At 43.1% G+C, this 25,486-nt stretch carries 26 protein-coding genes; 16 read left to right on the top strand and 10 right to left on the bottom strand.

Annotated elements, in window-relative coordinates; all coding sequences use genetic code 11:
- Positions 1–15: 15 nt before the first annotated feature.
- Positions 16–972: a homoserine kinase gene (gene thrB, locus LEP1GSC050_RS18595; RefSeq protein ID WP_010569860.1), complete on the bottom strand. Its 957-nt coding sequence runs from the start codon at positions 970–972 to the stop codon at positions 16–18.
- A gap of 94 nt (positions 973–1,066) precedes the next feature.
- Here thrB and LEP1GSC050_RS18600 point away from each other — a divergent pair, with 94 nt between their 5' ends.
- The gene (locus tag LEP1GSC050_RS18600; RefSeq protein ID WP_040911934.1) at positions 1,067–2,524 is read left to right on the top strand and encodes a sodium:solute symporter family transporter; all 1,458 of its coding nucleotides are present in this window, start codon (positions 1,067–1,069) and stop codon (positions 2,522–2,524) included.
- Here the strand turns inward: LEP1GSC050_RS18600 and LEP1GSC050_RS18605 are convergent.
- From LEP1GSC050_RS18605 to LEP1GSC050_RS18625, 5 genes are all read right to left on the bottom strand, one after another.
- Positions 2,499–3,308, bottom strand: a complete 810-nt coding sequence (locus LEP1GSC050_RS18605) for an alpha/beta fold hydrolase (RefSeq protein ID WP_010569862.1) — start codon at positions 3,306–3,308, stop codon at positions 2,499–2,501. The two genes, LEP1GSC050_RS18600 and LEP1GSC050_RS18605, sit on opposite strands and share 26 nt — an antisense overlap.
- Complete coding sequence (locus tag LEP1GSC050_RS18610; protein ID WP_010569863.1) at positions 3,305–4,294, bottom strand: hypothetical protein; 990 nt, start codon at positions 4,292–4,294, stop codon at positions 3,305–3,307. Before LEP1GSC050_RS18610 ends, LEP1GSC050_RS18605 begins: the two co-directional genes overlap by 4 nt.
- A gap of 5 nt (positions 4,295–4,299) precedes the next feature.
- Entirely contained in the window at positions 4,300–5,517 is a 1,218-nt protein-coding gene (locus tag LEP1GSC050_RS18615) for a pyridoxal phosphate-dependent aminotransferase (RefSeq protein WP_010569864.1), read from the bottom strand.
- Between the two features lie 56 nt (positions 5,518–5,573).
- Positions 5,574–7,271, bottom strand: coding sequence for a DNA repair helicase XPB (locus LEP1GSC050_RS18620; protein WP_010569865.1), 1,698 nt, complete (start codon positions 7,269–7,271; stop codon positions 5,574–5,576).
- 78 nt (positions 7,272–7,349) lie between these two features.
- On the bottom strand, positions 7,350–8,252 hold the full coding sequence (locus LEP1GSC050_RS18625) for an aldose 1-epimerase (RefSeq protein ID WP_040911986.1): 903 nt from the start codon (positions 8,250–8,252) through the stop codon (positions 7,350–7,352).
- Positions 8,253–8,390: 138 nt separating this feature from the next.
- Here LEP1GSC050_RS18625 and sppA point away from each other — a divergent pair, with 138 nt between their 5' ends.
- The 6 genes from sppA (at position 8,391) to LEP1GSC050_RS18655 (ending at position 14,267) form a co-directional block, all read left to right on the top strand.
- Complete coding sequence (gene sppA / locus LEP1GSC050_RS18630) at positions 8,391–9,368, top strand: signal peptide peptidase SppA (RefSeq protein WP_020987958.1); 978 nt, start codon at positions 8,391–8,393, stop codon at positions 9,366–9,368.
- A 33-nt stretch (positions 9,369–9,401) separates the two neighbouring features.
- On the top strand, positions 9,402–10,820 hold the full coding sequence (locus LEP1GSC050_RS18635) for an MBOAT family O-acyltransferase (RefSeq protein ID WP_010569868.1): 1,419 nt from the start codon (positions 9,402–9,404) through the stop codon (positions 10,818–10,820).
- Between the two features lie 122 nt (positions 10,821–10,942).
- Positions 10,943–11,557 carry a hypothetical protein gene (locus tag LEP1GSC050_RS18640; protein ID WP_010569869.1) on the top strand — a complete coding sequence of 205 codons (615 nt, stop codon included), beginning with the start codon at positions 10,943–10,945 and terminating at the stop codon, positions 11,555–11,557.
- Positions 11,554–12,534: a PP2C family protein-serine/threonine phosphatase gene (locus tag LEP1GSC050_RS18645; RefSeq protein WP_010569870.1), complete on the top strand. Its 981-nt coding sequence runs from the start codon at positions 11,554–11,556 to the stop codon at positions 12,532–12,534. The genes LEP1GSC050_RS18640 and LEP1GSC050_RS18645 overlap by 4 nt, the downstream gene beginning before the upstream one ends.
- Before the next feature lie 61 nt (positions 12,535–12,595).
- On the top strand, positions 12,596–12,886 hold the full coding sequence (locus LEP1GSC050_RS18650) for a hypothetical protein (RefSeq protein ID WP_010569871.1): 291 nt from the start codon (positions 12,596–12,598) through the stop codon (positions 12,884–12,886).
- Between the two features lie 88 nt (positions 12,887–12,974).
- A complete protein-coding gene (locus LEP1GSC050_RS18655) occupies positions 12,975–14,267 on the top strand; it encodes a hypothetical protein (RefSeq protein WP_010569872.1) in 1,293 nt (430 codons plus the stop codon).
- 272 nt (positions 14,268–14,539) lie between these two features.
- Here LEP1GSC050_RS18655 and glpK read toward each other — a convergent pair whose 3' ends face one another.
- Together glpK and LEP1GSC050_RS18665 are read right to left on the bottom strand one after the other, a co-directional pair.
- Positions 14,540–16,030, bottom strand: a complete 1,491-nt coding sequence (gene glpK / locus LEP1GSC050_RS18660) for a glycerol kinase GlpK (RefSeq protein ID WP_010569873.1) — start codon at positions 16,028–16,030, stop codon at positions 14,540–14,542.
- A 38-nt stretch (positions 16,031–16,068) separates the two neighbouring features.
- Positions 16,069–17,025 (bottom strand): MBL fold metallo-hydrolase, encoded by a 957-nt coding sequence (locus tag LEP1GSC050_RS18665; RefSeq protein WP_010569874.1) that lies wholly within the window; start codon positions 17,023–17,025, stop codon positions 16,069–16,071.
- Positions 17,026–17,310: 285 nt separating this feature from the next.
- Here LEP1GSC050_RS18665 and LEP1GSC050_RS18670 point away from each other — a divergent pair, with 285 nt between their 5' ends.
- The 9 genes from LEP1GSC050_RS18670 (at position 17,311) to LEP1GSC050_RS18710 (ending at position 22,899) form a co-directional block, all read left to right on the top strand.
- Positions 17,311–17,625: an STAS domain-containing protein gene (locus tag LEP1GSC050_RS18670; RefSeq protein WP_010569875.1), complete on the top strand. Its 315-nt coding sequence runs from the start codon at positions 17,311–17,313 to the stop codon at positions 17,623–17,625.
- Positions 17,626–17,630: 5 nt separating this feature from the next.
- Positions 17,631–18,446 (top strand): hydroxyacylglutathione hydrolase family protein, encoded by an 816-nt coding sequence (locus LEP1GSC050_RS18675; RefSeq protein WP_010569876.1) that lies wholly within the window; start codon positions 17,631–17,633, stop codon positions 18,444–18,446.
- Between the two features lie 109 nt (positions 18,447–18,555).
- Complete coding sequence (locus tag LEP1GSC050_RS18680) at positions 18,556–19,935, top strand: dihydrolipoyl dehydrogenase (RefSeq protein WP_010569877.1); 1,380 nt, start codon at positions 18,556–18,558, stop codon at positions 19,933–19,935.
- A gap of 72 nt (positions 19,936–20,007) precedes the next feature.
- Entirely contained in the window at positions 20,008–20,925 is a 918-nt protein-coding gene (locus LEP1GSC050_RS18685) for an ABC transporter ATP-binding protein (protein WP_010569878.1), read from the top strand.
- Complete coding sequence (locus tag LEP1GSC050_RS18690) at positions 20,922–21,695, top strand: ABC transporter permease (RefSeq protein ID WP_010569879.1); 774 nt, start codon at positions 20,922–20,924, stop codon at positions 21,693–21,695. Before LEP1GSC050_RS18685 ends, LEP1GSC050_RS18690 begins: the two co-directional genes overlap by 4 nt.
- Before the next feature lie 5 nt (positions 21,696–21,700).
- Positions 21,701–21,973, top strand: a complete 273-nt coding sequence (locus LEP1GSC050_RS18695) for a BolA family protein (RefSeq protein ID WP_010569880.1) — start codon at positions 21,701–21,703, stop codon at positions 21,971–21,973.
- Positions 21,974–22,066: 93 nt separating this feature from the next.
- Complete coding sequence (locus tag LEP1GSC050_RS18700; protein WP_010569881.1) at positions 22,067–22,291, top strand: BolA/IbaG family iron-sulfur metabolism protein; 225 nt, start codon at positions 22,067–22,069, stop codon at positions 22,289–22,291.
- A gap of 33 nt (positions 22,292–22,324) precedes the next feature.
- On the top strand, positions 22,325–22,642 hold the full coding sequence (gene grxD, locus LEP1GSC050_RS18705; RefSeq protein WP_010569882.1) for a Grx4 family monothiol glutaredoxin: 318 nt from the start codon (positions 22,325–22,327) through the stop codon (positions 22,640–22,642).
- A gap of 2 nt (positions 22,643–22,644) precedes the next feature.
- Positions 22,645–22,899: a glutathione S-transferase N-terminal domain-containing protein gene (locus LEP1GSC050_RS18710; RefSeq protein WP_156896038.1), complete on the top strand. Its 255-nt coding sequence runs from the start codon at positions 22,645–22,647 to the stop codon at positions 22,897–22,899.
- On the opposite strand, the gene gshAB is transcribed toward LEP1GSC050_RS18710, so the two are convergent.
- Positions 22,885–23,919, bottom strand: a complete 1,035-nt coding sequence (gene gshAB, locus LEP1GSC050_RS18715; protein WP_010569884.1) for a bifunctional glutamate--cysteine ligase GshA/glutathione synthetase GshB — start codon at positions 23,917–23,919, stop codon at positions 22,885–22,887. The two genes, LEP1GSC050_RS18710 and gshAB, sit on opposite strands and share 15 nt — an antisense overlap.
- Positions 23,907–25,448 (bottom strand): glutamate--cysteine ligase, encoded by a 1,542-nt coding sequence (gene gshA / locus LEP1GSC050_RS18720; RefSeq protein WP_010569885.1) that lies wholly within the window; start codon positions 25,446–25,448, stop codon positions 23,907–23,909. Before gshA ends, gshAB begins: the two co-directional genes overlap by 13 nt.
- Between the last annotated feature and the right edge of the window lie 38 nt (positions 25,449–25,486).

The following is a 25,486-nucleotide window of genomic DNA, read 5'->3' on the forward strand; positions in this document are numbered from 1 at the left end:
GAACTCCGGATCGTCTTATAGTTTCCTGGCTCGATACTGTATTCCATTCGAGTCGACGCCAATCTGAAGCAACCGGCAGGAAATTCCGGTTTCTTCGGAAAATTGCCTGGTTAATGATTCTAATTTTCCGGAGACTCTCTTCGAATGCTTTCGCTGGCAGTAGAGCAGAATTGACGGGCCGCTCCCGGACAAAGAAACCCCCAAAACTTCTTTTCCGGCTTTTTCCACCAACGGTAAAATAGGAAATTCCGAATTCATTCTATAAGGAGTATGAATTCGGTCTTCAAGAGCCTTTTGCAAAAGCCCAGGCTTACCCGATTCTAAAAATTCCCACCAGGTGCCGAAACGACTCATATTAAAAATAACGTCTTCCACAGGATATTTTTCTGGAAGACATTTTCGAGAATGGTTCGTCGCAATCTCGAATTCGGGTATTAAGAAAAAACAATGGATACCCTTCGGAAATTTTTTCTTAAAATAATAAAGTCTCTCTTCGGCAAAGTAGGAAAAAACGAATCCGCCCAGGTAGGCCGGTGTGGTATTGTCGGGATGACCTTCCAACAATGCGAGATTGTATAAAAAATCCGACTCGCTAGGAGCTTTCGTTCCTTTGAAATAAGTTTCTTGGGCAAAACGAGCAGCCGTATAACCCGCGACTACCGCACTGGCGCTGGATCCTAGACCGCCTCTCATCGGAAGATCCAACTCCATCTTTACAGAGTACGGCAGCGGAGAAATTTCGGGAATGAAAAGAGAAAAATAATTTTTATACGCTGCTAATACTAGATCTTCGTCCTCGGAAAAAGGCGGAACTTCATATCCTTTGACGCTTCTCTGGAAAGATTCAGAAGCTCCAAATTCGAACGAAAAGCGATTATAGATTTTAAAGGCGAGACCGAAAAGGTCGAAACCGGAGCCAAGATTTGCGGATGTGCCCGGAACCTGAACTTGAAACTTATATTTCAGACTCATATCGACCTGGTAATCGCCATTGTTTGTTCTCCTGCTCGATCGTCATTTGCTTTTCTTCTTTTCAATCTCGGATGAAAAGAAACGATGCGTTCGTATGCATTTTGATTGGTTAGATGCCTTTGTCGTACTTTTATATTTTGCTCTTGTCCTTTACTCCGGCTGGACTACCGGAAAAAAGAATCAGGATTCTCATGAATTTTTTTTAGCGGGCAGAACTCTTTCCTGGATTCCACTTTCACTTTCCATTGTAGCGACGGAAACCTCTGCTCTTACATTTTTAGCAGTGCCCGGGATCGCATTTGCCGGCAATTTCACATTTCTGCAAGTCGTGCTAGGTTATATTTTTGGACGAACGATTGTAGCTTTCTTTCTTCTTCCCCTTACCTATCACGGCGGTTTTATGTCCGTCTATGAATGGGTCGGAAAGAAATTCGGAAGAAACTCTCAGAGAACGATGTCGGCCCTTTTCTCAACCACAAGGATTCTAGGCGACGGAGTTCGACTGTACGCCTCGACGCTGCCGATCGCGCTTTTATTGGAGCTAGTATTGGCAAGACGGTTTCCGAATATGATTTCATCGTATTGGATAGGAACGCTCTCGCTGGTGATCATTACGTTGGTGACCTTGGCCTACACGATGCAGGGAGGATTCCGTTCCGTAGTTTGGGTGGATACCTTGCAATATTTCGTTTATATTTTCGGAGGCGTATTTGCTTTCGGACTCTTATTCTACGAAATTCCCGATAGTAAGGCTTCTTTTTTACAGGCTTGGGAGGCCGGAAAATTTAGATTCATTGAATGGCAAAAACCGACTGCCACGTATTTCTTTCCGTGGGCGGTTATAGGCGGCGCCTTACTAAGTTTAGGAACGCATGGAGCGGACCAGATGTTCATTCAACGCGCGTTAGCTGCAAAAAACTTAAACGCTGCGAAAAAGGCGATGATCGTTTCAGGAATCGCTGTCTTTGTTCAGATGCTCTTATTCCTGGGAATCGGAACTCTACTTTATTTCCATTATTCCGGTAAACCGATCCACCAAGATAAGGTATTTTCAGAATTCTTAATAGAGGAAGTTCCCTCTCCGCTAATCGGATTGCTTCTATCCGGAATTCTAGCCTCGACGATGTCCACGTTATCCAGTTCGATCAATTCCCTTTCCTTGACCGCAAAAGTCGATTTCGGATGGAATTTTCTAGGTCCGAAAAGCGGCAGCTTATTATTCGGAATTCTTCTATTCCTTAGCTCTTTCTTTTTCTTTTCCTTGCCCGAAGAGAAAACCAAGGGGTTATTGGAATTAGGTTTAAAAATTTCCTCGTTTACGGTCGGCTCAATGGTAGCCGTGTTTTTAGTGGAAGTGATTCCTTTCTTTAGAAAGAGAATTATTACGAGTGATTTAGGATTAAGCTTGTCACTGTTAGGTGCAATTCTTAGCACAGGGACTCTTGGAACCGTTTACAACCTAGGATTCACGGTCCTTGTGCCGATCGGAATGATACTATTTTGGATCTTGGCCGGAACGGCTACTTTCATTTTACCGAGAAAAATTCATTAGAATGAAAAATCCCGGTGATGATCTCTTTGAATTCATTCGCCTTCGTAAAATGAATATAATGATCACCGCCCGCAATGCTGTAGAATTTAGCATTGGGAAAGTATTCTAGAGTAGGCGCTCGATCTTCTTCGCGAAAATAACCGGAAATCGCTCCTAATATAAAGAAGGTGGGCTTAGAAAACCGAGATTTTCCCGCATCAAATTGCGATTCGAACATCCTCCGGGATTTGGCGAGCGCCTCTATGTTTAACTTCCAGCGATAACCGCCTTCTTCTTTCCTTTCTAAATTCATAAGCAGAAAATTTCGAATGAAAGAATCCGGAACGTAAACTGCCATTTTCGAATCTATCTCTTGTCTGGATTTGGAAACTGAAACGTCGATCATCAATGCCGAGAGCTCGGCGTCGTACGCAAATTCGTAGTCTCTCGGTGCAACGTCCTCAACCAATAATCGGGAAACTTTGTCGGGAAACTTCAGGGAAACAGTCATTGCGGTCAACCCGCCCATGGAGTGACCGAGCAAGATCGCGGAAAAAATATTTCGATCCGTGAGAAATTCGTCCACGTCGGCCGCCATTGCTTCCAGTGTATGTTCGGGAGAATGAGGGGAATCTCCATGATTTCTCAAATCAAGGCAATAGACGTCCGAGAACTCGGTCAAATACTCTGCGACAGTAACCCAATTCTTGGAGGAACCGAATAAGCCATGAAGAATTAGGATGGGATCGATGGGGGCGAACGAGGAGTCCTTTTTTCGGGGATAGAACTTAGACGCAAGTTTCACTTAGAACCGCATTCCTCATAAATGATCTTCAACTTAGAATGAAATTTCTTACCATAGCGATATGGAAGTTCTTGGATTTTGGCTTTGAACGAGCTGAGAATTTCCGCCTTCGGCAATTTCGTATCGCATAATAACGTTTCCCGATCTTTCACAAACTGTTGTAGTCGTTTATCAATTTGGGTGGAAAAAATCCGTGCATAATTTCCGTTCGGATTCAATAAAAGATATTTTAATCTACGTGAGCCTTCGTCGTTTAAAACACAAATCGGATCCTTACCGCATTTAACCTCGGGCGTATACTTGACACCGAGATAAGCGGCAAAATCCCCCGGTTTCGTATTAGGGTATGATTCCGCTACTCGCCAAAATGCTTGGGGACGAACGCGAACTTTGGAACCGTCTTTCGCATTCGTCAAAGCATCTCCCCATACTCCGTCTTTGGATTGAACCCCGATGTCCGAAGGGAAATTACGTAATAATTCCTCCAGTTTCGAACCGACTTTACTTCGTATCTCCGGCGATTGAAGTTGCTCCAAATATCGCTGTAGAACGACCAATCTTTTAATTTTTAAGAAAAGGTATTCGTCGCCTTTAAAAACCGGCCCATCTTCGACACGAGTCAGATAGGCAAATACGGATTCAAGTTCCGAAAACGTGGAGTCCTGATATAAAAGGCGATCGATCGCCTTGGTAATCACCAAATAGCTTCCATGATCGCCGATCTTGAAAATCGCTTTAGATTCTATCCAACCTTTCAAGCCATCCTTGTCGGTTAGTAATTGAAACTTGGACTTTGACTCGCGTAAATTTTCGGAAGTTAGAATCTCTCCGAAGGATAATTTACGTAATACTTCCGATTTTCGCTCGGGAAATAAATATAGAGACGTTCCGACTTCTAATACGATAAATTCGCCTCTCGCCTCTCCTAAAACCGGAGAGGAAAGAAGTCCGATAAGGACTAAAACAATTCCGAAGAATCGTCGCATGTTAATTATTGGGATAAGTCCCTCACCATTTCAGCGATGCGGGAGATTCCTTTTTTAATATCCTCTTCGCCCATTGCATAAGAAAGTCTTAATGCATTGTCGTCTCCGAACGCGATACCCGGTACTGCGGCAACCTTGTATTTTTCCAATAGCAACGCGCAAAACACTTTACTCTTACTCTTTTCTTCAGAGGATAAAAGCAGCTTTCTGAATCCTTGAGTTTCGTAAACCTTGGTTAGATACGGAAATACGTAAAACGCTCCTTGCGGAATGTTAACTTCCACTCCGGGAATCGCGCGTAGAAGGGCTACAATTAAGTCCCTACGTTTTTGAAAGGCTTTTGCCATTTCGTCTACACATGTTTGGTCGCTTATCAATGCTGCTTCAGCCGCCGCTTGGGAAATGGAAGACGGATTTGACGTAGATTGACTTTGAATCGTATCCATATTCCGAATGATTTCCGCCGGCCCCGCTCCGTATCCGATTCTCCAACCTGTCATAGAATACGCTTTCGAGACTCCGTTCGCGATGAAGGTTAACTCTTTCAATTCCGGAGACAGCATCGCGGTATTCGTAAACTCGAACCCGTCGAATACGATTCTTTCATAAATATCATCGCTCAACACTAGAAGTTTGTGCTTAAGAATTACTTTTCCTAAGGCTTCCAACTCTTTTCTGGAATATGCCGATCCGGTCGGATTGGAAGGGGAATTCAATATAACGACCTTGGTCTTAGGAGTAATCGCCTGTTCTAACTGCGCCGGAGTAATTCTAAATTCTTGCTCTTTGGTAGTAGAAACGATAATCGGATTTCCTTCGGCCAGACGGACGATATCTGCATAACTTACCCAGTAAGGAGCGGGAATGATAACCTCGTCGCCGATATTTAAAGTAGCTAGAAAGAAATTATAGATAACCTGCTTTCCGCCTGTTCCAACGATAATCTGGTTTCTATTATAATCTAAACCGTTATCTCGCTTGAATTTCGTAATAATGGCGTCTTTGAGTTCGACTGTACCGGAAACCGCGGTATATCGGGTCATTCCCTTATCAATGGCTTTCTTAGCGGCTTCGCGTATATGGTTCGGAGTTTCGAAGTCAGGTTCCCCAGCTCCGAAACTAACGATGTCTTCCCCTTTCTTTTTCAATTCCGCCGCCTTAGCGGAAATAGCCAACGTCGGAGAAGGCTCGATTACGTCTAGCCTTCGCGCATTCCATTCCATTTCTTCCTCTCTTTTTATTCCAAGCAGCATGTTTAGTCGAAACCCCTATGCCTATTTTAAGCTCCGACCTTTTCTTCCTGTTGAGCTTCGCGGAATTGGTCGAGCGTATAAATTTCGTATTCGTATCCTTGTTCGGTAAGAAAGAGCTGTCGATTTTGACCGAATCTTTCTTCGTTCGTATCTCTCGAAATTAGAGAATAGAACACCGCAGTGTTGTCCTCACCTTTCGGTCTTAAGATACGACCTAAACGCTGCGCCTCTTCCTGACGGGACCCGAACGTTCCGGAAACTTGAATTGCAATGTTCGCGTCCGGCAAGTCGATGGAAAAGTTTGCTACCTTACTTACAACCAGGGATTTGATTCTGCCGGAGCGGAATGCGTCGTACAATTCTTGGCGTTCTCCTAAAGGAGTTTTACCGGTAATCAGCGGAATCTTAAAGTATTTCGAAATTTCCTCTAACTGATTGATGTATTGCCCGATTACCAACAAATGCGATTCGGAATGTTTTTTCATAATCAAATCGATAGCTTTCATTTTTTCCGGATTCTCGGATGCTAAACGGAATTTTTCGCGGTCGTCGGCGATGGAATAACGCATTCTTAGATCGTCGTCCATGGAAACACGTATTTCGCGGCATTTTGCTTCTGCAATCCAGGATTTGCTTTCTAATTCCTTCCAAGGAACGTCGTATTTCTTCGGACCGATAAGGCTGAATACGTCTTCTTCGAGCCCGTCTTCACGGACCAGAGTCGCCGTCAACCCAAGCCTACGTTTGGCCTGCAATTCGGAAGTCATACGGAAAACGGGAGCAGGAAGTAAATGGACCTCATCATAAACGATTAAACCCCAATTATTGGCGCTGAATAAATGAAAGTGAGTAAAATCACCGCCCTTCTTCTTTCTATGAGTCAGGATATTATACGTCGCAATCGTAATAGGTTTAATTTCTTTTACTTCACCGGAATACTCGCCGATATCCGATTCAGGAATATCGGTTTTATCCAAAATCTCGTTCTTCCATTGGCGAATAGAGAGAGTGTTCGTAACTAGAATCAACGTTTCCGCCCCGACGATTTGCATGACTCCAATTCCTACAATCGTCTTACCGGCGCCGCAAGGTAGCACGACAACTCCCGAGCCACCTTCGTTACCGCCACCCGCATGGAAAACCTCTACGGAGGCTCGCTGATAGTCACGCATTCCGAATTTTCTTCCGGATTTCGTAGTCGGTTTTAGATTGAAGCCGTACTTGTTTCCTTCATCGTAACCGGCTAAATCTTCCACAGGGAAACCGATCTTAATCAGAGCCTGTTTAATATGGCCTCTAAACTCTTTTTTAATATAGATTTTGTCGGCGATAGTGCTTTCTATATAAGGTTGCACGGCTCTATGATTAGAGATTTCTTGTAGAAATCCTTTTTCATTTGAGATGATACAAAGATCTCCGTTCTCTTCTTTGACTAGCTTGACCTTTCCATACCGGCCAATCTGTTCTCGAATTTCATTGATTACGTTTTTTGGAACCGAATATCTAGAATACTGCTCTAGACACTGGACGATCTCATCGGCAGTCATTTTGATCGAAGCAGCGTTCCAGAGTGAAAGCGGTGAAATCCGATATGTATGCAGATACTCTGGGCTTTTTTCGAGTTCCGCAAATTTGGAAACGACAGTTTGGCAGACTTCGAATTCGGGATTATCGACCTCGAGCAGCATAGTCTTGTCGCTTTGAACTATTAATGGTTTACTCATTTGGATGCGGAATCTCCCTGTAACTTAGACTGAAAATGACCCCTTCTATGTCAAGAAGAAAGCCTATATATGCAAGAATCACGTAGCTTTGACTATAATTCTAAACTCTCCCGCTAGTTCCGAGTAGCCTTTCAGTTCGATTAATCCTTGACCGGAGAGCAAGGCATTGCCGGGACCGCTACAAGGTTCGATTGCAATGGATTTTCGATCCTCAGGAGTATAAATTTGGTAATAATTTAGCGGAATTTCTCCTTCCTCTCCGGGAGGACTCAGAATCGTAATCGAGTATTTTTCCTTTCGATTTTCTAATATGATTCTGGGATCCTTCCCGTAAAAAAGGTGATCTAACGCTACGATCCTACCATCCGTAATGGACTCTATCGGGTTGGAAACGGTCGGACTGTACGGAAGCAGATGTTCATCCAATTCCAAATTCTTATCTAGATGCATACTAATTTTCCAATCATCCGGATCCCCGTCCAAGCAGAAGTACGGATGATATCCATACACAAAACGAAACGAATTACTTTTAAGATTATGAAATTTAGTTCGAACGGTAAGCAATGTTCCGAAATTGACTTCTTGCAAAGTATATTCCTCTCGAATCGCAATCGCTGCGGCCGGACTATCTTCCCAACTTTCCGGAATAAGAATACGAAATTCAGCACCCCTTCCGTTCGGTTGAACCTTCAAAGCTTTCCTCGGCAATGAATGAACGAAACCGTGAATTAAATATCCGCTTTGATCCTTTACAATTCCGGAAAGTTCCGTTCTCCTTCCACCTAGTATTAATTCGGACGAAGCATGGCGGTTTACCCACGGAAACATCAAAAAGCTTCCGGCCCCGAAGGGGGCAAGCTCCGCTCTCCAAGGTGCAAGAATTTCAATCTGCTTAGAAGTCTTTGGATGGACCCAATCCCACGACAGCCAATGGGTGCCGTCCGTGACAAACTTAGAACTCTCTGTTCGAAATTCGAGCATCGCGGAAGGAGGTTGGGAAAAACTCGCAATAGGGAAACAAAAAAACGAGTTTACTACTATTTTTTGCGAAGTTCCTAGATTTGGAAAGGAATTGATGATACTGTATTGTCTTTCAGAATGGGTATCTTGAGGTTCGCGATGACCACGGTTAGAGTCTTTTTTAAAATTTCTTTGATTCTTAGTACTATCTTTTTCTTTACATGCATTTCTCTTCCAAATCCGCGACAATTGATCCCGGTTGAAAAAACTGTCTCCGGTCGAGATAAGGATAAGATTCTCGTTATACCGATCGAAGGAATCATTTCCGACGATTCGAGGGAAGGCTCTTTCCTGACCGGTGAAAAGGATTCGGTCCTCGCCGCCGTTAAACTCCAACTCCATTATGCAATGGAAGACAGCAACGTAAAGGCCGTGATCTTAAAAATCAATTCCCCGGGCGGAACGGTTACTGCCAGCGATATTATCTACCGAGAGGTTCTCGAATTTAAGAAAAAGAAACGAATTCCCGTGCTGGCGCTATTTATGGACACTGCTGCGTCCGGAGCCTATTACATCTCCATGTCTAGCGATTATCTAATGGCTCATCCCACCACGGTGACTGGCTCGATCGGAGTCATTATGCAGGGAATCAACGTGAAGGAGGGTCTGGATAAACTAGGAATAAAAGACCAGTCGATCCGCTCCGGCGAAAATAAAGCCGTCGGCTCGCCTCTGGAAGAATTGACCGCGGAGCAAAGAAAACTTTTACAAAGCGTCGTAGATAATCTTTTCGACCGATTCTTTGATGTGGTCAAAATAGGCAGGCCAAAGGTAAAAGAATCCGACCTAAAGAAATTAGCCGACGGAAGAATATTCACCGCCTCTCAAGCGATCCGGCATGGATTGATAGACAGTATCGGCTACTTTGAAGATGCAGTTGCCACGGCCACTCGCCTTCCCGGTTACGTAATGACTCCCGGAAATACGAATCCTCGGGTCGTATTTTATTCCTACTCGAAGGAAAAGCCCGAGACAGTTTATCATATCCAAGGAGTTTCTGCGGAGAACCCGACCTTGCTAGAAAGAGTGGGATTCGGAGCGAGTAAGGTCCGTTTTTTATATCTGTTTGCTCCTTGAGGGAATTTCGGTAATCTCGGTAAAGCCTAAAGCATGCTATTTAATTCACTCCCTTATCTTGCTCTCTTTTCGATAACATTTTTACTATATTGGTCTTTTCCGCAAAAATGGAGAAAGTACCTTCTTTTAGTATCTTCCTTACTCTTCTATTTCTATTCCGGTCTTGCGTTTTCGATTCATTTTTTAACCGTCATCGGAGTGAATTTTTTCTTTTCTCTAAAGCTTTGGGAGAAGAAATCTGCGGGCTTGCCGACTGCGCGCCTGCTGACCTGGATTATCGTTTTAAACTTTTTGAATCTTGCTTTCTTTAAGTATTTCTACTTTGTACTGGATTCATTGGATTTAGTCGGAGGAAACCATTTCTTTTCCGATTTCGGGAAAGGAATCAATATCCCTCTTCCGTTAGCGATAAGCTTCTACACTTTCCAATTGATCGCCTTGCAAGTGGATATTCACAGAGACCATGTGCCCGAGCGTATTAGCTCCCTCGATTATTTTCTATTTATTTTATTCTTTCCCCAATTGATCGCCGGTCCGATCATGAGAACCACCGATTTTCTTCCTAAACTAGATAAGCCTTGGATCGATTTCGATCGAATTAAGTGGGGTGTCTTCCTAATCCTATCCGGGTTATTCAAGAAAGTGGTGATAGCGGATAATATTTCCGGTATCGTTAATCCGATTTACGCTCATCCTGCGGAATATAATGCGAGCTCACTCTATTTGGTTCTTTTCGGATTCGCAAGCCAGGTCTATTGCGATTTCAGCGGATATACCGATATCGCCAGAGGTTCTGCATTCTTACTTGGTTATGATATTCCCGAAAACTTCCGGGGTCCCTTTCTCTCTCCTTCCTTTCGCGAGTTTTGGGGAAGATGGCATGTTACATTATCTACATGGTTAAAAGACTATTTATATATTCCGTTAGGCGGAAGTCGCGGCGGAGTCTGGCGGACCCAATTGAACTCCCTCTTGACGATGACCCTAGGAGGGCTTTGGCACGGTGCGAATTTCGGGTATTTATTTTGGGGCGCTTATTTAGGACTTCTCTTGGGGATCGAAAGACTCATTTCTCCTGAGAATCCCAAGACAGCCGTAGAACCGAGAGGATTCCATCGCTTTTGGCGCGTTGCTCTCACAATTCATCTTTTCTCCCTTTCGGGAATATTCTTTAGATCGGCAGCTATGGGAAAGGATTCCTTACGATTGACCGGGGAATACTTCGTCGGCTTCGGCAATTTGTTATCAGGAAAACGAATTGCCCGATGGGAAGAGTTATTATTCTTCATTTTACTTGCGTTTTTATGGAATGCGGTACAATACTATCCGGTAATTCGAGATAAAATTCGTTCCCAATTCACCTGGCTTTTACCTGTTTTCTCTTTCGTGGTTCTTCTTTTAATGGGTATCTTCGGCGACGGGGGCGGAGACTTTATCTACTTCCAATTTTAATGATATTCGGTTTGCGCTTAGAAAGCGCTTTTTCGAGTATGTATACACGATTGGCTGCGGAAGTTTAGAAATTTACCGATCAGCTTAACATATTCGCGGCAAATAAGAATAAGGTAAGTACGATGAAAATCTTTCGATTTCTATCCGGTATGACCATTCTTAATCTGCTTATATCTTGCTTCCCGCCTACCTGGATACGCGAACTACCTTCCGACAAACAGACCGCAAATGATGTTATACTTTCAGGAACATATTCAAAGAAACTCCCGGGGTTTTCCCCGCTAAAGTCCTTAACCTATGTAGAAAAACATTCGGAATCCATTGAATTTTCAGAAAAGGATAAAACATTTCGAAAAACGTATATTAGAGAGATTGAGGAAGGAAATAAATTTCGTCGTATTCGGATAGATGGAAAAGGAACGTTCGAAACCAAGGGAAATTGGGTGCTTCTGAGGACTTCAAGTATCGAAACCGAGGAAAATACTTGGGAAAGAGGAAAGCCTTTGCAATCCTCGGGCACATCTAATACATTATCTAAGTATAAATTACTCTATCATTACGACCGGGAAAGCGAGACGATAATTCCGATGGTGTACGAAACGGGTTACAAAGAAAAGCCTTTCGGTGTCGTAGAAGGCATCCGGACTCCCTATGCGGAGGACGAAGCTTTTCGAATCTCTCGAAGAAATTATTCCAGAAAAGAATACCAAAGTCACGCGTATTTTAAAAATAAATGAGAGCGGCCTACACTATCAAACAGTATTTTAAAGGAGCATGGAGAATCATTCTCGTATTAAATTTTTCCCTGTTGGCTTGCTTTATTGTCGGATTTTCATATTATAATTTTCTTGTTCGACTGCCAGTATTGATTCTAGCTGCGGCGGCATTCACTCTGTTTCTTAATTACGTTGCATTTGCGTTATACTTAACGGAAAGAATCCTTCCCGAAGAACAGGAATACGGAAAAATCATTAAGCGGTTCCGACGCGGCGATAGTCGAATGCAAAACTACGTTTTTCCACTGGACTTCAAGGACGAACACTATGAAGTTTTCGGTCGTTGCCTTACGTATAATCCTATCGGGGGAGATTTCTATAATTTCTTGAAGGATAAATCCGGAAACTATTGGTTCGGAATCGGCGATACCTCCGGACACGGTTACGTAGCGGGTCTATTTAGCATGATGGTGATGAATCAAATGTCTCATTTAGTTCATACATGTACCAAACCGGAAGAAGTGATTCATGAAATCAATCTACATCTGGAAGAAAGAACAAAAACGTTTCCAACGATTCACCGAAGTCTTTATGCCACGTTTCTTCTAATGAAGGCCGATTCGAACGGTAATTTTTTACAATCAGGAATACATCCAAGTTCGGTACTTTTTCGGAAAGAGGATCGTTCCACCGAAATCTTGGACACGGACGGATTCTTTCTTTCCACCGTAATGAATCCACCGCTAAACAGAGAAAAACCGTCCAAAAGTTTTCGAATGGAGTCGGGAGACGTACTATTCAGTTTCACCGACGGCCTTTTTGAGCAGAAAAGCAGAATGAAAAACAGTTTTTACGGAGAGAATTTGTACAAGTTCCTGGAAACGGCTCCGAAAGAAAATCTAAGAAAACTAATCGATAGTCTATTTGAAGAAATCGCCCTATACGGAGGCGGTCGTATTCAGGACGATATGAGTATTTTAGCTATCCGCAAGCTTTAGAACTTTCCTTACGAATATATTTCTCAGTTGAAATACTGGAGAATTCCCGCAGAATATCCTTGTGAGTCATATCGAATGGACAGCCAGGTTAGTTACGATCCTGGCTTGGAATGAACGGGATGTTCGAAAAATTCTCAGAACAGTCACCGATACTTCCCTCGTTACCGGTCTAACCGAACAAGAAATCGTCGATTTCATTCAATACGGTTTCGACGATGAAATTTCCGAGCTTAAGGAAACCTATGATTGGACTAGATTTAAAGGTCAGCTCGTGGGTAAACTTTCTAAAAGAAATCTCGAGCCTCCGGGTTTATCGATCTTACATCCGGATTTATTGGAAGAAGAATATTGACCTAACGGAGAAGCTTCACTGAAAGGCGGACATGAAATCGCCGAAGCGCTTTAGAGCTACCCAATCCATTCCAACTTAAATTGCCGTCATGATTCACGTCGAAGGAATAAATTATCACTTTTTTCTATGCAACTCCGATTCGGTAGCCAGAGTTAAGACCAAAATTTCTCCTTTCTACGATTTTCCCGTAATGGAAATCGAAGAATTACCTTATCTATATTCTCAACCGGCCATAATTCCTTCCTTTTTATATGAAATCGACTATGCAAGGAGAACGTACCAAAGTCGACCCATGAGTAGCCCACCCTATCTTTCCTTTCAAAACGGTAGGCTTTGGAAAGAAGACGGAAAGTTCCCCCAGGGAGCGAGAGAGCTCAGCAACGGAAGTCTATTTTTGATAGATTCGAATCCGTATAAAACCAAAGGAAATCCGCCTATTATTGTTCTAAGAGCTCCCGGGGAAGCGACTCAGATAGGCGTTAAACGTAATGTGGGTACGTTTCGATTATTTAGACAAAACAGAACGAGAATGAACTCTACTCGTTATTTATCACTCCGAGACGTAGTGAATCCAGAACTGAATGAAAATGAAGTTTCGCGAAAAATCGAATCCTTGTACTTCGATCCCAAAAGTAAAAATTATCTGTTTAGATTGGTAAAGATTCTGTATGCAGGTACTCCCGTGGAAGAGCAAACGATCGTTTCCAACTTATTCGCGTTCGAGCCCGAATTCGCGGCATTTTTACGCGATAGAATTTTCTCGATAGAAATTCTCCCCCTAATCCATGGTCCTTTTTTAAACTCGATTCTTAATTCAGTCGATGAACGAATTCTGAAATTTTCAATCCCTAGCCTTTCTCTTCCGGTACGGAATATGGTCGAAAAAAACGTTTCTAAAAATCGATGGAAACAAATCTTGGACGGTCCGTCCAAGCAACCGAATTTAGGCGAATCTTTTGAAGAAGTAGTGGAAAAAGAAATTTTCAGAAGGTTTTCGAGAAAAATATATTATGAAGAAGGAATATTTCATATTTATTGGGAGCAAAGTGAAGAGAGTCAAATAGAACTCGGAGCACGCCAAGAAATTCAATTCTCGAGTATCCCTTCCGATAAGTACAATTTCAATCGAGAAGGTGAAGGTCTGGAGTTATATTCTGTTACCGGCGATAAGATCTTGTTTCAAACCAACAAAAGCCTGGAAATTCTCCGTTTCGATATACTCATCTCGAAGCGCGAAAAGGACTCGTACGAAATGTTCCGCATCCCTGAAGGAGGAATTGTGGATATTCCGAGGTACGATCAAACAAAACTCGTCGTGGGGGCGGGAATTGCAAGCGACCGGAAACCCTTCGAGTTTTCGCTTTTGTCCTATAACTACTAGGGATAAAAGAAGAACCGGAAAAGTCTGTCCCCAAACCGATTCTTCTCAATTTAAGAAACATGAAAACGGGTCCGGTTTTTCTTCGGAAGATAAGCAGGTCTTCCTTTTTTAAATTCTTACAAAAATCAGCGGGTCCTACGGCAATGCCAAACGATAACATTGCATACGGGAGCACCGGAATCCGTTTCGAATAAAACCTTGGTTTCCCGTTGATTCTTAATTCCGACCGCGATCCCATCTTCCCGGCGAAGTTCTCCGACTTTTTTGCCCGCTTAATTACCGGTTAAAATTCGCTTGACCGATTCTTTCCAGACACGAATTTCTTTTTCTCTTTGTGCATTTCCCATTTTCGGAGTAAATTCCTTACTGGCTTTCTGCTTTTTCTTCAAGTCCGCAACGCCAGCGTAAAATCCTCTTTCTAATCCGGCCAGATATGCCGCGCCCAAAACTGTCGTATCCAAATTCGAAGGGCGAACGATTCTTTTTCCGAGAATGTCGGATTGGTATTGCATTAGCCAATTATTGGCAGTCGCTCCGCCGTCAACTTTGAGAATCTTCAGCTTGGAGCCCGTATCATTTTCCATAGCTTCCACAAGTTCATAAGACTGTAAAGCGATGGATTTCAGCGCGGCCCGTGTTATCTGTTCTTGGGTCGTATCACGGGTCAGACCCAAAATAGCGCCCCTCGCATTCATATCCCAATATGGAGCTCCAAGGCCCGCAAACGCGGGAACGAAAACAACTTCATCCTCTTTTGTAACCGAAGCAGCCAACTTCTCGGAAAGCTTAGATTCTTTAAAGAACCTGAGATTATCCCGTAGATATTGTATGACAGCTCCTCCGATAAAAATAGAACCTTCCAAACAATACACCGTCTTGCCTTCAGGACCGCAGGCTAGGGTCGTAATCAGGTTGTTCTTAGAAATCTGTAATTTATTTCCCGTATTGAAAAGGAGAAAACAACCCGTACCATACGTGTTCTTTGCCTCTCCAGGTTCCGTGCATAATTGTCCGAAAAGCGCCCCTTGCTGATCTCCTACGAGTGAAGAAATAGGAATTCCATCCGGTAGACCCTTTACTCCTTCGGTTCTACCGAATAAATTACTGGAATTATGAGTCTCGGGAAGAATGGACTCAGGGATATCTAGAATTTTTAGAAGTTCCTTATCCCATTCCTTCTTTTCGATGTTGAAGATTAACGTGCGACTCGCATTCGTGTGATCCGTTTTATGGGACTTTCCGTTAGTCAATCGATATAATAGATATGTATCGATGGTTCCAAAGAGTATCTTTCCTTTCTCCGCTTTGGCTCGTACTCCTTTCACATTATCCAAGATCCAACGTATCTTGGTCCCGCTAAAATACGCGTCCACAACGAGTCCGGTTTTTCTTCGGAAGGTAGGTTCTAAGCCTTCCTTTTTTAAATTCGTACAAAAGTCCGCTGTCCTCCGACATTGCCAAACGATGGCATTGTATACGGGAACACCCGAATCCTTTTCAAACAAAACCGTAGTTTCCCGTTGATTAGTAATTCCGATCGCAATCGCATCTTCGGGACGAAGTTTTCCGTTACGAATCGCTTTTACGACCAATTTTTCCGTCTTTGCCCAAATCTCTTCGGGATCATGTTCGACCCAACCCGGTTTTGGAAAATATTGTTTAAATTCCGAATAAGCGCTGGAAATAACGGCTCCGGATCGATTGAAGCAAAACGTACGAATTCCGGTGGTACCTGCATCGATACCTATGATATACTCACTCATGAGATCCTCCGCTATATGCAAAAAACAAGATAAAGATCTTAAACTTGAATCTCTAAGCCTTCTCTTGCCATAATGATTTCCAACTGATTGTCGGGATCGAACATTTCTTTATATTTAATTGCGCGCAAATATACGGCGTCCAGCTTTTCGTCATCGTAAGAAGGGTCGTGATGGAACATGACCAGTTTTTTAACGTTTGCGCGAAGAGCGATATCGGTCGCCATCGAAGCGGTGCTATGACCCCAATCGATTTTCTGTAAAGATTCTTCGAATGTATATTGAGTATCGAAAATAAGAACGTCCGCGCCGCGGAAGTAATTTAGGTAATCGTCGATATTCTCCATCTCATCCAAATTAAACTCCGCGTCCGACGCGAAAATAAGCGATTTGCCGTCTTCTTCGAACCGGTACGAATAGCTTCCGCCCGGGTGACGAACCGCTTTCGAAATGGAAGTGACCGAATCTGTGGCTCGAAAGGCTCTCCCTTCGGGTACATGGCGGTAGGTTTTCTCTGCCTGAAATCCCTCGAAAGGAACCGGAAAATGAGTGAACGCGTGCTGGTATCTAAGTCTCTCTTCTAAATTTTCGACGGAGCTTACAAACTCGAACTTATTACCTGGGGTATAGAGAGGTACGAAAAATGGAATCCCTTGAATATGATCCCAATGCGTATGAGTGAAAATCCAGACCGCGGAACCTTTTCCCTGTAAATATCCCTCTTGCAGGATGGAATTTCCTAATTCTCGAAGGCCTGTACCTCCGTCGATTATGATAAGACGATCCTCTTTATCACGAATTTCAATACATGTCGTATTACCGCCGTAGGTACTCCAATTTGACAAAGCTAAGGAATCTAAAAAATCCTCAATCGCCTCCGGACTTTGAAGATCCGACGGCGAGGCCAGACTCAGAATTTTCAGAATCTTCGCTCGGATTAAATCGCCTTTTACCGGGGAAGAGATGGAGCCCCGAACTCCCCAAAATTTAATTCGCATCTCAATTCAATTTATCGGTCATAATACTAGAATTGGTCATTCGTAAAACGCCCACTAAATTTTTCCTTACTGGGTGAATTTTCCAGCTATTTCTTGTTTTTATCCACTAAGAATTGACCTATTTTCAAAGGAAAAAAGAGTTTACCTCCCCTTTGCCACAATTTATGCTCAATGATCGGATTCCCTCCCCGTGTAACCTTTCGAAATTTCTTATTTTCGAGACGGTTCGGATGCATTAGCAACTCGAGGACGGTCATATAAATAGAAAAATCGGAGCCGTTTCCATTGGAAGGTTTTCAAACAGATGTGTCCATAGAGGACGGAATATGCATCGTAAAGATCCAGGGCAACGTTAGTTTGAAGAACGCGTTCGCGTTAAAAGAACTTATCATCAAACAATTTGATGAAGGCAACAAGGAAATTATCATAGACTTTGAAGGAGATGTATATCTGGATTCGTCCGGTATCGGTGCTATTTTTAACACCCAGAAATATGTGACTGAACGCCAAGGTAGCCTTAAATTAAGAAATTTAAGCAGAGACGTAATGACGATTCTTAGAATCGCCAATCTGGACAAACATCTAGATATTATTCCTTAGCGAAGATGCTTGAAATCGTCCGAATTTACACTCATAGTTCGCTTCGAAATTTCACCTATTTAATTCGACAACCTGATACGACAGAGACTCTCTGTATAGACCCGTTCGATTCTTCACAAGTCAGTGTCGTACTAAAGCAAAAGAATTGGTCTCTCGAATACATCGTCAATACTCATGAGCATTGGGATCATACGGCCGGAAACGAAGGGCTGGTTCAAGAATTCAAGTCGATAGTCCTGACGCATCCTAAAGGAATGGAAACTGTCCCGTTAGCAAGTCGCGCTCTTTATTCGAGAGAGCGGATTCTTTCCGATCGGGAAGGAAATTCCTATTTGGAAGTTTTGGATACTCCGGGACATACCTTCGCTCATATATGTTTACTTCAGGTCGAAAATAATGCCCCGGTAGGCGTATTTACCGGGGACACGATCTTTAATTGTGGTGTCGGAAATTGTAAGAACGGAGGAGATCCAACGACACTCTATCAAACCGTCTCCCGGATATTTTACCAATTTCCGGACGGAGTGAAACTCTACCCGGGTCACGATTACCTTCAGAATAATCTAAAATTCAGTATAGCTCTAGACCCCTCAAACTCGGCGGCGCATGCAGCTTTGAAAAAAGTGAATTCTCTGAAATCCGAGGCGGAATTTTGGACTACGAATTTCGCGGAGGAACGAACCTTTAATCCTTTTTTCCTCTGTTCCAAACCGTCTGCATCGCTTTTATCCGGTATTCGAAACAAATCGGCTCAGCCGAATTTAGCTGAGGATGAACGTACTCTTTTTCTGACTTTGAGGTCCCTTCGAGATAAGTGGTAGAGTCTAAAATACGACTCTCTTTTTTGCTCGCCAATCTTCTCACTCTAAATGCAGAACGTATTCGGAGGAAAACGGATTGAATGGAGAATCTTCCGTTTCCAGTCTCAACATGAAAAAATATGATATTCTTGTAATCGGTTCGGGCGGTGGAACAAAGTTAGTCACCCCACCCTCAAAATTAGGATATAAAGTCGCAATTTTAGAAAAGGATCGTTTAGGTGGAACCTGTTTGAACCGAGGTTGCATTCCTTCTAAAATGCTTATCCATCCCGCTGAGATCCTCGCCCTAGCCTCGGATGCAAACCGCTTTCAATTGGAAATTCCCGGCCCCTTTACTGTGGATTTTAAAACCTTAGTGGAAAGGGTTTCTAGAACCGTCGACGCGGACTCGGATAGCATTCTCCCCGCCTATGAGAAAAATCCGAACATCGATTTCTATCCGTACGAAGGTCGCTTTATAGAGGACAAGGTCGTAAAAGTAAACGACCAACTTTTGACTGCCGACCGAATTTTCATCGCTGCTGGATGTAGGCCCGTTATTCCGGATATCCCCGGCCTCGCAGGAACGCCGTATATGACCAGTCGGGAAGCCCTCCGAAGAACCGACCTTCCTAAACGTCTCCTAGTGTTAGGGGGCGGGTATATCGGCTTAGAATTAGGATTTGCTTATGCGTCGTTCGGCTCCAAAACCACTTTCATTGTTCGAAATAGAATGCTTTCCCAGGAGGATCAAAGCATAATTGATGGATTTGAAAAAGCATTCTCAAAAAAACACGATGTTCGTTTAAGGACGATCGTTAAAACTGTAGAGTATCAAGCCGGAATTTTTCGCCTAACTTGCGAGCAGGAAGGTCGAAGTTTCGAAATAGAAGGAGATGCTCTATTAGTCGCAACCGGAATCCGACCGAATTCCGATTGGCTTGATTTGAATAATACGAATATTCAAACCGATGATCGCGGATATATTAAAACAAACGAGTTTCTTGAAACTACCGCAGATGGAGTCTATGCTCTTGGCGATATCATAGGGAAATATTTTTTCCGTCATTCGGTGAATTTCGAAGGAGAGGCCTTATTTCAATCTTTGTACGTGGATAAAAAGCGTATTCCGATTGAATATCCTCCGGTTCCTCATGCGGTATTTACCCATCCTCAAGTAGCGGCAGTCGGCAAGACTGAACAACAACTCATCTCGGAAAGAGCCGATTATATTTCCGCGATCAATCCGTATTCTGCCAGCGCAATGGGTATGGCCCGATTATCGGAAGATTCCTTCGTGAAAATTTTAGTAGACCGGAAGACAAGAAAACTTATAGGAGCCCACGTTTTGGGAGACGAAGCTTCCAACCTAGCTCATTTATTTATACTCTTAATGACGATGAACGGGACTCTAGATGACTTGCTTAAAATGATTTATATTCATCCTGCACTTCCGGAAATTGCGAGAAATGCCGCAAGGAGAGCCAGAGAAATTCTGAGCGTTCCGTAATTTGAATTACCAAAGGATTGCGTTAAACTAGCGTCTTTCAGGATGCTTACAAAGGAGCCGATTTCCTTCAGAATGAAGAAAGCATTAGAGATTGAAAATTTAGTCAAAACGTATTCCGGAGGCGTTCAGGCCTTAAAGGGAATTCATTTAATTGTGGAAGAGGGAGAATTCTTTGCTCTATTAGGGCCGAACGGCGCCGGCAAGTCCACCACCATCGGAATATTAAGTTCATTGGTGAACAAAACTTCCGGAAAAGTAAAGATCTACGGGGCCGACATCGATAGCGACCTAGCTCTCGCAAAATCGTTTATAGGAGTCGTTCCCCAGGAATTTAATTTTAATATATTCGAGAAAGTCGAGCAGATCGTTATCAACCAAGGCGGATACTATGGTTTGGAAAAATCGATCGCGACCGAAAGAACTTACGAATATTTAAAACAGCTAGGGCTTTACGATAAAAGGCGAGAAACCGCCGGTCGTCTGTCGGGTGGAATGAAGCGCCGACTGATGATCGCAAGGGCTCTAGTGCATAACCCGAAGATTCTAATTCTGGACGAGCCGACTGCTGGAGTGGATATAGAATTTAGAAGATCTCTTTGGGAATTTCTAATCAAATTGAACGAATCCGGAATTACGATCATTCTTACCACTCACTATTTGGAAGAGGCGGAGACCCTTTGCCGTAAAATTGCGATCATCGACAAAGGACTTATCGTCGAGAACACTACGATGAAAGAACTGATCGTACAATTAGACACGGAAACTTTCATATTAGATTTAAAGGAAGCCGTTCCGATTCCGACGGCTCTCAACGGTTTTTCTTTACGCAAAGTGGACGATTTGACTCTCGAGGTCGATATCAGCAAAAGTCATTCTCTCAACGATTTATTTCGTTTATTGGATAAAGAAGGAATTCAAATCACTAGCATGAGAAATAAATCCAATAGGTTAGAAGAATTATTTCTAAAATTAGTGGAGAAGAAACTTTGAATTTCAGGGAAAAATTTAACGCATTTTCGACGATAGTCCGGAAAGAAACCGTTAGAATTCTAAGAATCTGGATTCAAACGTTAATTCCACCCGGAATCACGATTTCCCTATATTTTTTGATCTTTGGCAAACTTGTCGGATCTCAAATCGGAGATGTCGGCGGACATACTTATATTCAATTCATTGTTCCCGGATTAGTGATGATGTCCGTAATTTTGAATGCATACAATAACGTAGTCTCCTCATTCTACGGCGCTAAATTCGGAAAGAATATCGAAGAGCTTCTTGTTTCTCCGACGCCGGCGTATCTCATCGTACTAGGATATTCTATAGGAGGAGTTATTCGCGGAATTCTAGTCGGCATTATCGTAACGGTAGTCTCGCTGTTTTTTACCGAGTTACGACTTTACAGCCCTTGGATCGTAATCGTTACAGTAGCACTTTCAGCGCTGATGTTTTCTATGGGCGGATTTTTAAATGCATTGTTCGCAAAAAAATTCGATGATGTAACGATCATCCCGACTTTTATTCTAACGCCTTTAACTTATTTAGGAGGCGTTTTTTATTCAATTCAAATGCTCCCGGAAGCATGGCAAATCGTATCTAAATTTAATCCGATTCTCTATATGGTAAATGCTTTCCGCTACGGATTTCTAGGCGTCAGCGATATAGACCCAGGATTAGCGATCGGGCTCTTAGCGGTAGGAACTATATTACTCTACTCGCTTTCAGTTTTTTTGCTCAGCCGCGGAATCGGAACGAGGACCTAATAGGTATGACAGATTCGGCCGAAGAAATAGAATCCATACTCCGTAGTACATTTTCACCGGCCGTCCTCGAAGTGGAAGATTTCTCGGCGGAACATGCAGGTCACGACGGCAATCCGAATGGCGTGGCGAGGGGAACCCATATTAGAATCAGAATCATCGCGGAAACGTTTCGAGATAAGACTCTTTTGGCTCAACACCGGGAAGTGTATTCCGTTTTAAATCCCATTCTTCAGTCAAAAGGAATCCACGCATTAGAGCTACAGACCGCGGCCCCTTAAGGAAAAAAGGTTGTCCGCGTTTGCTTTTATCGGACGCTATCCTTAACAAAAGATTTTCAACCGACGAGCGGCGAAAGTCTAATAGTAAGAACAATGACAATCGAAGAAATTCGCACTAAAATCCAGACCGGTCTTCCAGGGTCTTCCGTTGAAATCCTGGACCCATACCGAGACGGAGTCCATATCAAGGCAATTGTAAAATATCCAGGGTTCGAAGGTAAATCGATGATAGAACAGCATCGTATGGTGTATGCGACTCTGCACGAAGAACTCAAAGAAGAAGTGCATGCACTTGCGATAGAAACGAAAATTTCATAGATTTCTTTTCATTGTAAACTAAGAGGAAGTAAAATGGACCAAATACTCAAAGAAAAAATCCAAGGACTAATCGATTCGAAGCGGATCTTCCTTTTTATGAAGGGAACTCCCGATGCTCCAATGTGCGGTTTTTCCGCCGGAGTAACGAATGTTCTGCGTAGCCTCGGAGCCGATTTCGGATCTTTTAATGTTCTTTCCGACCAAAGTGTCAGGGAAGGAATTAAGGAATTTGCAAATTGGCCGACGATCCCGCAGCTATATATCGAAGGAGAATTCATCGGCGGACACGATATCGTCGTGGAACTTTCGCGTAACGGAGAATTGCAAAAGAAAATAGGAATTCCCGCCTAATGATGAAGCTCTATCAGTTCCTAACCTGCCCTTATTGCACATACGTGAGAGACGAATTCTCTAAACTCGGCTTAGAGGCCGGAAAGGATTTTGAACTGGTAGAAGCGAGTCGAGGAACCGCCGGACGAGAGGAAGTCGTGCAATTGGGCGGTTTAAGTCAGGTCCCTTTTTTAGTCGATGGGGATATTAAAATGTACGAATCCAGAGATATTGTGGATTACGTTCGCACTAAACTGAAAACCTCAAAAGCCCAATAGATCCAGGATTTTATTTCCTACGTCTCGGTTCTTTCCCCGGTATGGATAATTATGAATATATAATACCGGGTTAAAGTTCAGTTCTAGGATTCTGTAATCGCCTTCAAGTTCCAAATTCCGAACGATAATGTCTACTCCGCAAATTTTAGCCTTTGCAGCTAATGCCGCTTCCACAGCGATCTTTTTATAGGCCGGATGAGCCAAATCCGTAACGTCGATAGAATCTCCTCCGGTGCTGATATTGGAATTCCGCCGTAAATAAACTATTTCGCCCGGCTGCGGAATCGTATCGGGGGCTTTTCCCTGTTCTGCCAAAACGTTTAATTCAATTTCTTCTAGACGAATCTTTTCCAGAGGAGTAACGTGACCGATTCCTCGTCGAGGGTCTTGATTTTTTTCGATCAATAACTCTTGGACACTCCTAACTCCGTCACCGACAATATTAGCGGGAACTCGATTGCATACGGCGACGCACTCCTCTCCAATGACTAAAAATCTGTATTCCTGACCTTCCGCAAATTCCTCGATGATCGCAGTTTCGGCAAAAGACAATGCCGTTTCCATTGCTTTTTCTACGATCGATTCGGAAGATTGCGGCGCTAGGATCGTGATTCCGATGCCAAAATTCGTAGTCACCGGTTTCACTACCATTCGCTTCGTCGAATTTAATTTATAATAATCGATTCCATCTTTTTTCTTTGAAATGCTCGTTCCAATCGGTACGCGAATTCCCTTCTCGGCCAATACCATCTTCGTTATCGTCTTATTTTCCATGACCAGGAAGGTCATATACGAATCCAAATCGGTTTTGGAGGCCTCCTTAACCAGACGCGCCAACCCATTCCCGGAAATTCGAAGGAAATGACTGGCCCTATCTAAGACCTCGACAGTCAGCCCACGATTGAGGGCATCTCTTATGATGATTTGCGTAGAAATTTCCAAATCCGCGAAGCCCTTTAGAATAAACTCTTCGGAATCTAATTTCTGGCCCTGTTCGAGTCGAATCTTCAATGGTTGCATATTTTTGGCGTGGGATACTTCCGGACTTTTTCAGTCTCCTCGATTTTCTCTCTCTCTAAAACGGATCGATGGACTTCTTTTTCGAAGGAATTCCATTTGCCCGGAGTTAACTCCATCTGAGATTGATTTCGGTAATTTTCCTTAGCTAAATGAATTCCTAAATCTCTAAACTCCCAATCCTCTTCCAATAACCTGTTTAAGAACCTACCGGACGGAGTTTTTCTCGAATCATCCCATTTAGTCAACATGGCATGCAACGTTTCTCGATAAAACGTTCTGCCGGAATGGCGATCTAGCTCTTCGGCGATTGGAAACAAAGAATTGGTAAAATCCTTACCCGCTTGCACGAAATCGATTTCGGAATTCGATTCCCCCAAAATCTTTAAGCCCGGCTTTCGACCTTCCCAGATAACTCTTTTAGTATTTTCACGAATCCTTTCTTTTTCGGAATCTAGTATGGCCTTGCTCGGGCGTAAAATCCCGTCCAGGAGAATCATTTGAATATAAGCTAAACTCGGTTTACTTACTCCTGTCGGCGATTCGGGTTCTAAGTCCAAACATCTTATTTCGATATACTGGATTCCGCGATTCTGTAGAGCATCCAATGGACGTTCCTGGTTTTTCGGAATTTGCTTGGGGCGAATCGGAGAATAGAATTCGTTTTCGATTTGAAGATAATACGGATTTAATTGGTTCGGGGGACCTCCGAAACTTTCGTACTGAGAATAAGGAGTGCTAACCGAATAACACATTCCAAGTATATATTCTTCCAACGAATTATAGTTAATCGGCAGTCCATCCTGAACTTTACTCGTATATCCGATTTCACTCATTCGCAACGAAGTGGCATAAGGCGCGAAATACGTATGCGATTTATGTTTTGAAAAAGGAAAATCAACCGGAACCGGAAGAAACGTTTCATCGAAAGCAGGAGTCGCTCCGGTCAAATAAAGCACGAAATGAACTTTCCGAAAAAAGTTGCGTGTAACGGAAAGATACATCTCGGAAATTTCTTCTTTATTAAACTTAGAAATTTCCTTTTCGAAGATTTGCTTCAAAAAAAGGTTCGAAAAGGAAAAATTATAATGAACCCCCGAAATTGTCTGCATCCTTCTCCCGTATCGATGGCCGAGTCCGTTCCGATAAATGGTTTTCCATTCGCCCGAGAATGAGGCACCGTACTGTCCTAGAGGGATATCCTTTTCCTCCTTGGGAAGAATCGGGGGCATACTGAACGGCCAAATCCATTCGTTTTGAAGATGGCGAGACGTGAAAATATGAAGATCCTGAAGTTCTCTCACGATCGCTTCAATCCTAGGTCTTGCGTTCGTAGCGAACTCCAACTGAGGTTCCGAAAAATCAGTTTTAATATAATGATTCGTTAGGCTCGAGCCCAATCCGTTCGGGTGTGGAGTCGTTGCAATCCTTCCATCCGAAAAAATTCGCATACTTTCCTTTTCCAATCCATGCTTTGCTTTGACGGCATGTCGTAAATTGGGGCATACTAAATCCGGCGCATTTCGTTTCATGCAATCTTCCTAATTAGTTTAAACATTTAGACTTTTCA

The sequence above is a fragment of the Leptospira broomii serovar Hurstbridge str. 5399 genome (assembly GCF_000243715.2).
Classification (GTDB): Bacteria; Spirochaetota; Leptospiria; order Leptospirales; family Leptospiraceae; genus Leptospira_B; species Leptospira_B broomii.